Here is a 13018-nt window from a genome sequence, read left to right as displayed (position 1 = left end):
ATTTCATTTGTTTTTTTATTTATTGATTTATTTACTGGGTTTATTCTTTTATATGATTTTATATTGACATTTTTTTATTTTAAAAGGTCTGTCTATATATATTATCCTGTATATCTTTTTATATACTTTTCAATATTATCATTTGTTCAATGGTTATTACCATCGTCTATTATTTTTCAAGGTGTTTTATTGATGGAAGGCTATCATATACGATATATCATGATTATTGCAGTTTTAGTTATTTTGATTAGCTATTTCTATATAGATTTATGCCGTCATCGTATTCATCAGCAAATGGTTAAAGTCTGTTTTCAAGGACACCAATGTTATGGTTTTATTGATAATGGTAATCAGGTCACATATCATGGTTATCCAGTTATTTTTATCAATCAAAGATTTGCCGGTGACTATACTGTTATTGATAATATTTGGATTGAAACTGCGAGTCAGCAGGAAAAAATTGATTTAATTTTATTGCCTGATATTAAAATTCATCATCAAACATTACACGATGTTTATGCTGGAATTATATCATCGAATCAGTATGATTGCATTTTAAATCAACAGTTAATGGGAGGATTATTATGATCTTATTATTATTGAAGGAATGGGTATTAAAAAGAAAATCACTTTTCTATATTGGTAGACATGATGTTTTAAAAGCACCATTAAAAGGTAAAGAAGAAAAAGAAGCTTTATTGAAATTACAAAATGGTGATGAAAAAGCAAAGGATTTATTAATTGAACATAATTTAAGGCTCGTTGTCTATGTGGCTAAAAAATATGATTCTATGCAAAATGGTAGTATAGAAGATTTAATTAGTATTGGAACGATTGGTTTAGTTAAAGCAGTGAATACTTTTAATATGGATAAAAACATTAAATTAGCAACTTATGCATCACGTTGTATTGAAAATGAAATTTTAATGTTCTTAAGAAAAAATAATAAACTCAGACAAGAAATCTCTTTAGATGAACCATTGAATGTTGACTATGATGGTAATGAATTATTATTATCTGATATCATTGGTACGGACAAAGACATTGTACAAGATGAAATAGAACATAATGATCAAAAAGAAAAATTTTATCATGCTTTACATTATTTAAATCCAAGAGAACAACAGATTCTTATGATGCGTTATGGTTTGATTGGTCATGAGGAATTAACACAAAAGGATGTGGCAGAAATATTAGGTATTTCACAATCATATATATCTAGACTTGAAAAGAAAATTATTAGAAAATTAAGAAATAAATTGAAAGATGATGAATAATGTCAAATAAAATGGTGAAACTCTGATATGAGGAGTTGAATCCATGTCAAAATATAAAGTAGAACTGAATGGAACAAATATTGAAAATTATGAAAAATTATCTCATCAACAAACAATAGAATTATTGAAAACATATCATCAAAATCATGATTCCTGTATAAAAGAAAAATTGGTTTTCTCTAATTTAAAACTTGTTTTATCACTTGTTCAAAAATACCAACAAAGAGTGAATAATTTAGATGATTTATTTCAAGTTGGAGTAATTGGTTTAATGAAGGCCATAGATCATTTTAATACGAATTTAGAAGTTCGTTTTTCAACATATGCTGTTCCGCTTATACAAGGTGAGATGAAACGTTATTTAAGAGAAAATTCTCCTATGCGAATACCAAGATCGTTACGAGATATTGCTTATAAAGCGCTTTTGGTTAATGAAGAATATATGAAAAAATATAATCGAGAAGCATCTATAAAAGAATTATCTCAACGTTTAAATGTTGATGAATATACGTTAGTTGAAGCATTATCTTCTACTCACAGTGTGACATCATTATCACAGGAAGTCCAAAATGATGGCAATGGACCCATTGATTTAGAAAGTCAGATACCAGATAACCATAGTCATATGGAAGAGATTCAAAAGACAATAGATTTACAAAAAGCCATGCATCATTTAGATCAAAAAGAAATGCAAATCATTCATGAACGTTATTTTCAAGGTTTAACACAGAGTGAAATTGCTAAAGATTTAATGATTTCTCAAGCACAAGTTTCTCGTATTGAAAAACAGGCTTTATCACATTTAAAGAAATATATGATAGGATAAAAGCATATATTAAAGTGGTGATAAAATGCGCTTTTTAACTTTACAAAGTAAAGATGTCATTGATGCCTCATCAGGTTGTAAGATTGGTTATGTTGTTGATTTGGAAATTGATCCTTGTTGTCAATGTATACAGGCTTTAATTGTTGAACGTTTTTCAGCATTTAAATTCATATGTTTTTTTAAAGGACCACCAGCTTTGGTTATACCTATTCAACATATTATTACCATTGGTGAAGATGTTATTTTGGTACATGTTGAATGTCAATAAATGGTATGAAGAAGGTGATATTTCCCGTATTTTCCTCTTTTTTTCATACACATTATATGGTATAATTATATAAAGATTGTAAGGAGGTTACCTCATGGGATACGGAGAAAAAGTAAAAAAATGGTTTTTTGAAGAAGATGATGATGACGTTTATGAAAATGAAGAAATAGATACTGAAGAAGAAAGTGTAAAATCAACAAGTTTATTTGAAAAAGCAAAATCTACAAAAACAACTGATGCTATGAAAGCATTAAGTGCAAATAAAGATAGTCATTTGATTTTATTTGAACCACGTGCATATAGTGAAACTCAGGAAATTGCAACATACTTAAAGCAAAAAAGAGCTGCAGTTGTGAATTTGCATCGTTTACAGAAAGAACAGTCTAAACGTGTTATTGATTTCTTAAGTGGTGTTATTTTTGCAATTGAAGGAGATATTCAACAAATCGGACCTAAAATTTTCTTATGTACTCCTAAGAATATTGGCGTTTCTGGCAATATTACAATGGATGATTCTGAAACTGATGAATAAACAAGTATTAGTAAGTGAAAAACTTGCTAATACTTTCTTTTTGAATGATGTTAGAACATTTTAAAGGCGACGAAGTTTTTGTTAAGAAAATTTTAGATTATCAATTTCAGGCACTGCATCATCAAAGAATGGTATTAACACCTTTCTATAATCCTCATGAACAGGAGATAGTAAGAAGTGTTATCGGTAAAGAACTGAAAGTCTTAAGTTATGGTGGTTTTACAAATGCTGAAAATCAGCGTATGATTATTTGTCCAGATTTTTATGAAATTGAAAAGTCTGACTTTGAAATTCAATTGGTTGAAGTCATATATCGCCAGCAATTTGGACGCATTCAGCACAAGGATATTTTAGGAGCTTTAATGAATTTGGGTATAAAAAGGGAGTGTGTTGGTGATATTTTTGATAGAGAGCGTTGTTTTTTTGCTTGTACAAAACAAACTTATCCTTATATTATCCAAACATTAAAACAAATAAAAAAATCAAAAATAAAGCTTCAAGAATGTCATGAAGATATTGAAATTGTACATGACTATACATCTCGTTCTTTTATTTTATCGAGTATGCGTTTGGATAAAGTGGTATCAACGATGTTTAAAGTACCACGTGCTTTAGCTAGTGAAGCTATTCGTAATGGGCATGTCAAAGTCAATTATAAAATTGTTGAAGAAGTGAGTTATTTGTGTCATAATAGTGATATGGTATCTTTCAAACATCATGGACGTGTTAAAATTGTGGATGAAAATAAGCAAACAAGACAGGGAAATTATGTTGTAAGTGGATACTTTTATAAGTGAGGTGGAAGGATTGGAACAATTTGATAAGCAATTTCGTGGTTATAACATTGCTGAAGTCAATGATCGTATTGGTGAATTAAAACAGGAAATTGAAAAACAAAAGGAAAAGATTCAGTCAATGGAAGAAGAAATGACTGAATTAAAAGAACAAAACACTTTACTTACAAAACAAATATCTGTACATGAGAAAACTAACGAAGAAATTGCGCGTTTGGCTTTAAAAGAAGCAAGTGAATTGATTGAAAAAGCCAAAAGAAATGCCAATATGATTCTTAAAGAATCAATGGAATATGTGCGTGGTTTGTCAAAAGATATGGATACGTTTAAACAGGAAGCTATTGATTTTAGAGCAAATGTTGTAAAAATGAGCGAAGAAATGCTAGAAACTATTGACAAATCTGAAATTTTCAGTTTAATTAAAGAAGAACAAGAAAACAAATACAATGACAAGGACAGTTTATAAGGAAAACTTACAGAGAGTTTGCAGTTGGTGAAAAGCAAATAAGGGGAACTTATAATGAATCAGCCTAAGAGTAGCTTATCTGAAATCAAGTAGGATAAGACGTTCATCGCGTTAAGATATAGAGAGCATATCTTTAAGATATGAATAAAGGTGGTACCGCGTCATCACGTCCTTTAACAGGACGTTTTTTTATTTGAGAAAGGAAGGAATACAATGAATTACAAAGACACATTATTAATGCCTAAAACAGATTTTGAAATGCGTGGAAATCTTCCTAAAAAGGAGCCAGGTTACGTTCAAAGATGGCAAGAAACGCATATGTATGAAAAAGTCATTGAACAAAATCAAGGACATGATGATTTTGTTTTCCATGATGGTCCACCATATGCAAATGGAAATATGCATACTGGACATATGTTAAACAAAATTATTAAAGATGTGATTTGTCGTTATAAAAACATGCAGGGATTGTATACACCATATATTCCTGGATGGGATACTCATGGTTTACCAATTGAAAATGCTATTCAAAAATTAGGTGTCAATCGTAAAGAATTAAGTACAGCAGAATTTAGAAAAAAATGTTATGAATATGCATTAAAACAAGTTGAAATTCAAAAAGAACAATGTATCCGTGTTGGAACATTTGCTGATTATGACCACCCATATTTAACATTATTACCAGAATTTGAAGCCAATCAAATTGATGTTTTCGCAAAGATGGCGATGGATGGTTTAATTTATAAAGGATTAAAACCAGTCTATTGGTCACCATCAAGTGAATCAGCTTTAGCAGAAGCTGAAGTTGAATATCATGATGTGAAAAGTCCAACTATTTTTGTGAAATTCCAGGTTAAAGATGGAAAAGGTATTTTAGATACAGATACAAGTTTTGTGATTTGGACAACAACACCTTGGACAATTCCAGCAAACCTTGCGATTTGTTTAAATGCAGATTATACGTATGCACTTGTTCAAAGTGAAAAAGGAAAATTAATTGTTTTAGAAGAACTTGTTGATTCTTTATGGGAAAAATTTGAATTAAAAGAAAAACAGATTTTAAAAACATTTAAGGGACAAGAATTAGAAATGATTACTTGTCAACATCCATTATATGATCGTGAATCATTAGTTATCTTAGGAGATCACGTTACTGCTGAAGCTGGTACAGGATGTGTTCATACTGCTCCTGGATTTGGTATGGATGACTTTATTGTTGGTCAAAAATATGGTTTAGATATTTATTGTAATGTTGATGAACACGGTTGCATGATGGATGACTGTGGTGAATGGTTAGCTGGTCAATATGTTGATGATGCTAATAAAACAGTCACTTTAAAACTTGATGAATTAGGAGTGTTATTAAAGCTTGAATTCATTACACATAGTTATCCTCATGACTGGCGTACAAAAAAACCAATTATCTTTAGAGCAACTGACCAATGGTTCTGTTCAATTGATAAGATTAGAGAAAAATTATTAGATGAAATTGATCATGTTGAATGGTTAAATGAATGGGGTCATATTAGAATCTACAACATGATTAAAGATCGTGGTGACTGGTGTATTTCTCGTCAAAGAAGCTGGGGAGTTCCAATTCCTATTATTTATTGTGAAGATGGGACACCAATTATGGAAGAAGAAGTTTTCAAACATATTTCTGACTTATTTAGACAGTATGGTTCTAATATCTGGTTTGAAAAAGATGAAAAATTCTTGTTACCTGAAGGATATACAAATGAACATTCACCAAATGGTATCTTTAAAAAAGAAAAAGATATCATGGATGTATGGTTTGATTCAGGATCTTCTCATACAGGATGCATGAGAGAAAGAGGATATCGTTATCCAGTTGATTTATACTTTGAAGGTAGTGATCAGTATCGTGGATGGTTCAACTCATCATTGATTATTGGAACTGCAGTTTATGATAAAGCGCCTTATAAGACAGTTTTATCACATGGCTTTGTTTTAGATGGTAAAGGAAATAAAATGTCTAAATCATTAGGAAATACTGTTGATCCAATTAAACTTGTCAATCAATATGGTGCAGATATCTTAAGATTATGGGCAACTTCAGTTGCATATCAATCTGATGTTCGTATTTCTAATGATATTATGAAGCAAGTTGCTGAAAATTATCGTAAGATTAGAAACACAATGCGTTTTGTTTTAGGGAATCTTTCTGATTTTAAAGCAAGTGATTTGATTGAAATCTCAAAACTTGAAGGTGTTGATCAATACATGCTTGTTGAATTAAATCAGTTAATGAAAGGTTATGAAGAAGCCTTTAATCAATATGATTTTGCTGAAGCAAATCAATTAATTTTAAATTGCTTTACAAACACTTTAAGTGCTTTCTATATGGACTTTACAAAAGATATTCTTTATATTGAAAAAGCTGATAGCTTAAGAAGAAGACAGGTTCAAACAGTGTTATATTATTATGCAAAAACAATGATGAAATTATTATCACCAATTCTTGTCTTTACAAGTGAAGAATTACATGATCATTTCCATTGTGATGAAAATAAAGCTGAATCTATTTTCTTAGAAGCAAAACCTGAATTGCTTCCAGTAGACAATGAAGAAGTAATTAAAGAATATTATGATCGTTTCTTATTATTAAGAAAAGATGTCTTAAAATCTTTAGAAGAATTAAGAAATGCTAAAGAAATTAAATCTAATATGGAAGCAAAAGTGACTATTTGCTTAAAAGATTCATATCAAGATATGAACAAATTAGCAGATGTCTTAAAACAGTTGTTTATTGTCGCTAAAGTTCAGTTAGTCAATGATTCTACAAATCTTGAAGAATATGACACAGCTTATATTCATAGTGAAAAATTTAATGGTGTTCAATGTCCAAGATGTTGGAATTATTTTGAAGAATCAGAAATGGAAGGCGAATTATGTCCTCGTTGTCATGATGTCATCCATGGATAAATAATAAATGGTACGATACGTACCATTTATTTTTGAAAGGGGATTGAAATGGAAAAAAATATTCAAGGAAGTTTATTGTTGCTTATAGCTGCTTTGATTTGGGGAAGTTCTTTCATTGTTATGAAAAGTGCTGTTGATTTTTTAACACCAGCAGTATTGTTGTTTTTAAGATTTTCATTGGCAGCTATTTTATTATCACTTATATTTATCAAAAAAATAAAAAATCTCAATTTTCAGCAAATCAAAGGTGGTTTGTTAACGGGGGGCTGTTTGTTTGCAGCTTATTATGTACAGACATGGGGATTGAACTATACAACACCTGGTAAAAATGCTTTTTTAACAGCTGTTTATTGTGCTATTGTTCCTTTTTTGGTATGGCTGTTTTATCATAAACGTCCTGATATTTATAATTTCATTGCAGCTTTTATTTGTGTTTTAGGGATTGGCTGTGTATCTTTAAATGAACATTTAACTATGAATATAGGTGATTTTCTCACATTATGTGGTGGTTTTTTATATGCCTGTCATATTTTACTGATCAAAAAAATTTCTAAAGGAATTGATGGAGGAGCTTTCACATCATTACAGTTTATGGGTGGTGCCATGGTTTCATTTGTTTTTGCCTTATTAACTGAAGATTTATCTATTATAACGCAAATACAGCCATCTATTTATTTGCAGATTCTTTATCTTGTTGTATTTGCTACTGCATTAACAATGTTTTGTCAGACAACGGGGCAGAAATATACAAGTGAATGTAATGCTTCATTGATTTTATCTTTGGAATCTGTATTTGGAGTCGCATTTTCAATTGCTTTTTATGGTGAAATTCTTACATTTAAAATCTTATTAGGATTTATTTTAATATTTATTGCGATTGTCATTTCAGAAACCAAGCTATCTTTTTTAAAAAGAGGAGAAATAAAATGAAAAAGATAATAACTTGTATGATTACAATGATTGTATGTCTTGGAATCGTTCCAGTCCATGCAAGTGAAAATTTTCAAGTTTCTTTACACTCAAAATATGCTTATCTTTATGATCAGGAAACTCAAATGGTTTACTTAGATCAAAAAAGTCAGGATAAAATCTATCCGGCAAGTATGACAAAAATTTTAACAGTGAGCTTAGCGTTAGATAAAATACCTGATATACATGAAAAGGTACGTATCACACAAGCGGATTTGGATGGACTGTTTGAGGCTGGAGCCACAATAGCTGGATTTTACGCTGGAGAACTGGTAACATATGAGGATTTGCTTTATGGTGCATTATTACCATCTGGTGCAGATGCTTGTAATGCCTTAGCACGTTTAACATATGGTTCTACTGATGGGATGGTTATGGCTATGAATCAGTTGGTAGAACAATTAAATCTAAAGAATTCTCATTTTATGAATGTAACAGGATTACATCATAATGAGCATTATACAACCGTTTATGATATGGCAATGATTTTGCATCATGCTTTGCAAAATCAAACGTTTGAAGATGTTTTTAATGCACGAACATATACCAGTTCAATGAAAAATCATACGTGGTCTTCATCTTTACAAAGAGGTTATATGAGTTATGGTTTGGATATATCACAAATTGATGGTGCAAAAAGTGGTTTTACAGATGAAGCGCAATTAACTTTAGCAAGTACCATGACTTTTAATGGACATCAATTTATTTTAGTGACAGCATATGCCAGTGGGCAATATACTCAAAATCATGTAAGAGATGCAATTACAGTTTGTCAATATCTTCATGATCATTATCATGAAATTGTTCTTTACAAAAAAGATGAAACGATTGCTGATTATTGGCTTTTACAATCTTTTCAGTTTCGCTATGAATATCAAGCTCCACAAACTTTATCTATCATTATAGATAATAATATATCGACGAAAGATTTATCTTATCAAGTAGATACATCGACTTTTTTAGTAGCACCTATGAAAAGTGGTCAAAAGATAGGGACAGTTTCAATCTATAATGATGATTATTTGCTTTATTCATATGATATGCATTTAATGGAAGATATTGAGTTATCAATGATGGAAAGAATAGCTTATTATGCTGTTATAATCTTTATTATAGGAGCATTAATCACTTGCTTGATTTTAGTTATGAAAAAAATAAAACATAAAAAAAGTGATAGACCATAAGGGAATCTATCACTTTATTTATTTTCTTTTAAATCAATAATACGATCAATACCATATCCAACAAAACGTCCTATAAAAATAATAATGACACCAATTACTGGTAATAATGGATTTCCTCCAAATATAAAGTACCAAAGAATACATAAAAATCCAATTACATAACCAATAAATGTAAAAATGTCTGTATATTTTCTTGATTGATTATCTTGCATAAATTCACCCCATTTGACATAAAATCATTATAACATCTTTCATTATTTTTTCAATACTGTTATAATGTGAAAGGGGGTTTATATGAAAAAAGGATGTCTTTTTGATTTGGATGGAACTTTAGTTAATTCCATCACAGATTTAGCATTATCTACAAATGAAGTCTTAAAGTTACATCATTTACCAACTCATGATATTTCTCAATATAATATGTTTGTTGGTAATGGTGTTAAGAAATTGATGGAAAGAGCTTTAGGTCCAGAACATCTAGATTTATTGGATGTTTGTCTGCAAGACTTCCAAAAAATATATCGCGAACATTGTTTAGATCATACAATACCTTATGATGGAATAGAAGAACTTATTACTTATTTAAAAAAGCAAAATATAAAATTAGCTGTTGTAACAAACAAACCACATGCTTTAGCTATTCAGATTGTAGAACATCTATTTCCTGATACTTTTGTAGCTATCTATGGACAACAGGACTTATATCCTGTCAAACCTGATCCTCAATCAACTTATATGGCATTGATGGAAATGAGACTTGATAAAAAAGATTGTTTTTTTATAGGTGATAGTCAGGTGGACATTGATACAGGATATTATGCTGATATAGATTCTATTGGTGTAACTTGGGGATTTAGAGGGCGACAGGAATTGGAAAATGCTGGAGCTGATTATATTGTTGACAATCCTTATGAAATTATGGAGCTTATTCAAAATGAAAATAGGGGTTAGTCAATGTTTGCTAGGTGTCAATTGTACATATAGTGGAAAGAGCCATCCTCTTGATATTTTGATAGAAATGGATAAAAGACATTCCATTATACCAGTTTGTCCAGAGGTCTTAGGAGGATTACCTATTCCAAGAGATCCTGCTGAAATTCAATCTTTGGAACCCTTGAAAGTTGAAACAATCAATCATCAGGATGTGACTACTGAATATATTTTGGGTGCTCAAAAAGCGTTAGACATCTTTATTAAAAATGATGTTCAAGTGGCATTGTTGAAGTTTAGAAGTCCAAGTTGTGGTTGTGATGGTATCTATGATGGATTATTTCAACATCAATTAATCGAAGGACAAGGTGTTTTTGCTAGAATGTGTCAAAAATGTGGTATTCAGCTTTTTCATGAAAATCAAATTGAAGAATTCTTAAAATATATAGGAAAGGAAGATGATTATGGGACATATTTTAAAGATTCAACCAGTTTTTAAAGAAATGATTTGGGGTGGCCATAAATTAAGAGATGTTTATGGTTATGATATCCCAAGTGATAGCACAGGTGAGTGTTGGGCTATTTCTGGACATCAAAATGGTGATTGTACAATTAGTGATGGAGAATATCAAGGAAAAACTGTTTCTTGGTTATGGCAAAATCATCGTGAACTTTTTGGAAATGTCAATGGTGATCAATTCCCATTATTAGTTAAAATTATAGATGCAAAAGATGACTTATCAGTTCAAGTTCATCCTAATGATGAATATGCTGCCAAACATGAAAACTCATTAGGGAAAACAGAATGTTGGTATGTTTTACAAGCTGATGAAGGAACAAAAATGGTTATGGGACATCATGCTCAAACAAAAGAAGAATTTGTAAAAGCAATTGAAAATGATGATTATGACCATTTATTAAATTCTTTTGAAATTAATAAAGGAGATTTCTTCTATATTCCATCTGGAACGTTACATGCGATTTGTAGTGGTTCATTAATCTATGAAGCTCAACAATCATCTGATATTACATATCGTGTTTATGATTATCATCGTAAAGATAAAAATGGTAATGAAAGACAATTACATGTTCAACAATCTATTGATGTCACAAATGTACCTGCTGATTTAGCAACAAATAAACTTTTTACAAATAGTCATTTAGATCATGGTTCTAAAACAAGATATGTAGAAAGTGAATTTTTCACTGTTGATTGTTATAGAATGGATGGGGAAAATACAATTACTAATGATAAACCATTCCAATTGGTAAGTATTCTTGAAGGTGAAGGAACATTGGAAGGTATGGAAGTGAAAAAGGGAGATCATTTTATTATATGTAGTGATCAAGAAGAAGTCACATATGATGGTAAAATGACTGTTATGATGACAACATTATAAAAGCAGATGGAAACATCTGCTTTTCATTTTGTAAAAACTGTGGCATAATAGATACGAAAAGAGGGAGAAAAATGAAAGATATATATCAGGAAGCATTAGAATTACATGAAAAAACAAAAGGGAAGCTGGAAGTACAGTTAAAAGTCCCTTTAGAAGAAAGTCATGATTTATCATTAGCATATACACCAGGGGTGGCTCAGCCATGTCGTGAGATTGCGAAAAATAAAGATGATGTCTATAAATATACTTGGAAACAAAATAGTGTTGCTGTTGTCAGCGATGGAACTGCAGTTTTAGGATTAGGAGATATTGGACCAGAAGCAGCTATGCCTGTTATGGAAGGAAAAGCTGTCCTATTTAAAAAGTTTGGAAATATTGATGCTGTGCCTATCTGTTTAGATACAAAAGATCCTCAAGAAATTATTCGTACAGTTAAAGCTATTGCACCGACATTTGGTGGTATTAATCTTGAAGATATTAGTGCACCACGATGCGTAGAAATTGAAAGAACACTTATCAACGAATTAGATATTCCAGTCTTTCATGATGATCAACATGGAACAGCCATTGTTGTTACAGCTGGTTTATTGAATGCATTAAAAGTTGTTCATAAGAAAATTGAAGATATTACTGTTGTGGTAAGTGGAACTGGTGCAGCAGGAAGTTCTATTATCAAAATGATTCATGCATTGGGTGTTAAAGAAATATATGGATTTAATATCAATGGTATTGTCACAAGAGAAGATTATGATCAATATGATTTTTTAACTCAGGAACTAACTGAAATCACAAATTCTCAAGCGAAACGTATGACAATGGCAGAAGCTATGAAAGAAGCTGATGCCTTTATTGGTGTTTCTGCACCAGGTGTTTTAACACCAGAAATGGTCAAAAGTATGAAAGAAAATCCAATTGTTTTTGCGATGGCAAATCCTGAACCAGAAATTCCTTATCAGGATGCTATTGATGCTGGTGTTGCCGTCATGGGAACTGGACGCTCAGATTATCCAAATCAAATTAATAATGTTTTGGCATTTCCAGGATTGTTTAGAGGGGCTTTGGATGTAAGGGCAAGAAAAATTAGTGAAGGAATGAAATTGGCAGCGGCTCATGGTTTGGCCTCACTTGTGAGTGATGAAGAATTATCACCAACATATGTTATTCCAAATGCGTTAGATCCACGTGTGAGTCAGATTGTAGCTCAGGCTGTTGCAAAAAAGGCTATTGAAGAAGGACTTGCAAGATAAAGGCTATTTACAGCCTTTTTTGTTATGATATGATGAAAACGAAAGGGGACAATATCAACTTAAACAAAAAAGAAAAAACATAGAGGACATTGAACCTCTATGTTTTTTGCGTGTGCCACGCATGGCATAAAACTTGGTGGTGAAAGTCCACTGTGGAGGTTTCGTACTACCAACCACTA

The 13018-nt window shown here is 30.9% G+C and carries 15 protein-coding genes and 1 other annotated feature; of the genes, 14 read left to right on the top strand and 1 reads right to left on the bottom strand.

Annotated features, from left to right (window positions below):
• Positions 1–192 precede the first annotated feature (192 nt).
• The 10 genes from ACESR5_RS11130 to ACESR5_RS11085 all read left to right on the top strand — a co-directional run bounded on the left by ACESR5_RS11130 (position 193) and on the right by ACESR5_RS11085 (position 9262).
• Entirely contained in the window at positions 193–588 is a 396-nt protein-coding gene (locus tag ACESR5_RS11130) for a hypothetical protein (RefSeq protein ID WP_224762581.1), read from the top strand.
• Positions 585–1277 (top strand): RNA polymerase sporulation sigma factor SigK, encoded by a 693-nt coding sequence (gene sigK / locus ACESR5_RS11125; RefSeq protein ID WP_087245110.1) that lies wholly within the window; start codon positions 585–587, stop codon positions 1275–1277. Before ACESR5_RS11130 ends, sigK begins: the two co-directional genes overlap by 4 nt.
• A gap of 43 nt (positions 1278–1320) precedes the next feature.
• Positions 1321–2103 carry a sigma-70 family RNA polymerase sigma factor gene (locus ACESR5_RS11120; protein WP_373155771.1) on the top strand — a complete coding sequence of 261 codons (783 nt, stop codon included), beginning with the start codon at positions 1321–1323 and terminating at the stop codon, positions 2101–2103.
• Positions 2104–2128: 25 nt separating this feature from the next.
• Positions 2129–2371, top strand: coding sequence for a YlmC/YmxH family sporulation protein (locus ACESR5_RS11115; RefSeq protein WP_087245108.1), 243 nt, complete (start codon positions 2129–2131; stop codon positions 2369–2371).
• A 94-nt stretch (positions 2372–2465) separates the two neighbouring features.
• On the top strand, positions 2466–2903 hold the full coding sequence (locus ACESR5_RS11110) for a cell division protein SepF (RefSeq protein ID WP_087245107.1): 438 nt from the start codon (positions 2466–2468) through the stop codon (positions 2901–2903).
• A 47-nt stretch (positions 2904–2950) separates the two neighbouring features.
• Positions 2951–3700, top strand: coding sequence for an RNA-binding protein (locus ACESR5_RS11105; RefSeq protein ID WP_087298018.1), 750 nt, complete (start codon positions 2951–2953; stop codon positions 3698–3700).
• A 10-nt stretch (positions 3701–3710) separates the two neighbouring features.
• Positions 3711–4163: a DivIVA domain-containing protein gene (locus ACESR5_RS11100; RefSeq protein ID WP_087304733.1), complete on the top strand. Its 453-nt coding sequence runs from the start codon at positions 3711–3713 to the stop codon at positions 4161–4163.
• Positions 4135–4340 (top strand) — a binding site (T-box leader). Its footprint overlaps the gene before it by 29 nt.
• Before the next feature lie 36 nt (positions 4341–4376).
• Positions 4377–7109, top strand: coding sequence for an isoleucine--tRNA ligase (ileS, locus tag ACESR5_RS11095; RefSeq protein ID WP_373155767.1), 2733 nt, complete (start codon positions 4377–4379; stop codon positions 7107–7109).
• Between the two features lie 48 nt (positions 7110–7157).
• The gene (locus ACESR5_RS11090; RefSeq protein ID WP_373155764.1) at positions 7158–8039 is read left to right on the top strand and encodes a DMT family transporter; all 882 of its coding nucleotides are present in this window, start codon (positions 7158–7160) and stop codon (positions 8037–8039) included.
• The gene (locus ACESR5_RS11085; protein WP_373155761.1) at positions 8036–9262 is read left to right on the top strand and encodes a D-alanyl-D-alanine carboxypeptidase family protein; all 1227 of its coding nucleotides are present in this window, start codon (positions 8036–8038) and stop codon (positions 9260–9262) included. The genes ACESR5_RS11090 and ACESR5_RS11085 overlap by 4 nt, the downstream gene beginning before the upstream one ends.
• Positions 9263–9276: 14 nt before the next feature.
• Here ACESR5_RS11085 and ACESR5_RS11080 read toward each other — a convergent pair whose 3' ends face one another.
• Positions 9277–9474, bottom strand: a complete 198-nt coding sequence (locus ACESR5_RS11080) for a hypothetical protein (protein ID WP_373155758.1) — start codon at positions 9472–9474, stop codon at positions 9277–9279.
• A gap of 82 nt (positions 9475–9556) precedes the next feature.
• Between ACESR5_RS11080 and ACESR5_RS11075 the strand changes: the two genes are divergently transcribed.
• From ACESR5_RS11075 to ACESR5_RS11060, 4 genes are all read left to right on the top strand, one after another.
• On the top strand, positions 9557–10213 hold the full coding sequence (locus ACESR5_RS11075; RefSeq protein WP_087304729.1) for an HAD family hydrolase: 657 nt from the start codon (positions 9557–9559) through the stop codon (positions 10211–10213).
• Positions 10197–10691, top strand: coding sequence for a DUF523 domain-containing protein (locus tag ACESR5_RS11070; RefSeq protein WP_373155754.1), 495 nt, complete (start codon positions 10197–10199; stop codon positions 10689–10691). The genes ACESR5_RS11075 and ACESR5_RS11070 overlap by 17 nt, the downstream gene beginning before the upstream one ends.
• Positions 10657–11592: a type I phosphomannose isomerase catalytic subunit gene (locus ACESR5_RS11065; protein WP_087245098.1), complete on the top strand. Its 936-nt coding sequence runs from the start codon at positions 10657–10659 to the stop codon at positions 11590–11592. Before ACESR5_RS11070 ends, ACESR5_RS11065 begins: the two co-directional genes overlap by 35 nt.
• A 71-nt stretch (positions 11593–11663) precedes the next feature.
• Entirely contained in the window at positions 11664–12839 is a 1176-nt protein-coding gene (locus tag ACESR5_RS11060; RefSeq protein WP_087245097.1) for an NADP-dependent malic enzyme, read from the top strand.
• Positions 12840–13018 lie beyond the last annotated feature (179 nt).

This window comes from Clostridium sp. AUH-JLR23 (assembly GCF_964238065.1).
Classification (GTDB): Bacteria; Bacillota_I; Bacilli_A; order Erysipelotrichales; family Coprobacillaceae; genus Allocoprobacillus; species Allocoprobacillus merdigallinarum.
Note: the sequence above shows the minus strand (reverse complement) of the source record. Positions and strands in the feature narration are given on the sequence as shown.

Bases quoted from the DNA above. Each gene is read 5' to 3' on its own strand.
- ACESR5_RS11130 (WP_224762581.1), top strand. From the start codon at position 193: ATGGAAGGCTATCATATACGATATATCATGATTATTGCAGTTTTAGTT.
- sigK (WP_087245110.1), top strand. From the start codon at position 585: ATGATCTTATTATTATTGAAGGAATGGGTATTAAAAAGAAAATCACTT.
- ACESR5_RS11120 (WP_373155771.1), top strand. From the start codon at position 1,321: ATGTCAAAATATAAAGTAGAACTGAATGGAACAAATATTGAAAATTAT.
- ACESR5_RS11115 (WP_087245108.1), top strand. From the start codon at position 2,129: ATGCGCTTTTTAACTTTACAAAGTAAAGATGTCATTGATGCCTCATCA.
- ACESR5_RS11110 (WP_087245107.1), top strand. From the start codon at position 2,466: ATGGGATACGGAGAAAAAGTAAAAAAATGGTTTTTTGAAGAAGATGAT.
- ACESR5_RS11105 (WP_087298018.1), top strand. From the start codon at position 2,951: ATGTTAGAACATTTTAAAGGCGACGAAGTTTTTGTTAAGAAAATTTTA.
- ileS (WP_373155767.1), top strand. From the start codon at position 4,377: ATGAATTACAAAGACACATTATTAATGCCTAAAACAGATTTTGAAATG.
- ACESR5_RS11090 (WP_373155764.1), top strand. From the start codon at position 7,158: ATGGAAAAAAATATTCAAGGAAGTTTATTGTTGCTTATAGCTGCTTTG.
- ACESR5_RS11085 (WP_373155761.1), top strand. From the start codon at position 8,036: ATGAAAAAGATAATAACTTGTATGATTACAATGATTGTATGTCTTGGA.
- ACESR5_RS11080 (WP_373155758.1), bottom strand. From the start codon at position 9,474: ATGCAAGATAATCAATCAAGAAAATATACAGACATTTTTACATTTATT.
- ACESR5_RS11075 (WP_087304729.1), top strand. From the start codon at position 9,557: ATGAAAAAAGGATGTCTTTTTGATTTGGATGGAACTTTAGTTAATTCC.
- ACESR5_RS11070 (WP_373155754.1), top strand. From the start codon at position 10,197: ATGAAAATAGGGGTTAGTCAATGTTTGCTAGGTGTCAATTGTACATAT.
- ACESR5_RS11065 (WP_087245098.1), top strand. From the start codon at position 10,657: ATGGGACATATTTTAAAGATTCAACCAGTTTTTAAAGAAATGATTTGG.
- ACESR5_RS11060 (WP_087245097.1), top strand. From the start codon at position 11,664: ATGAAAGATATATATCAGGAAGCATTAGAATTACATGAAAAAACAAAA.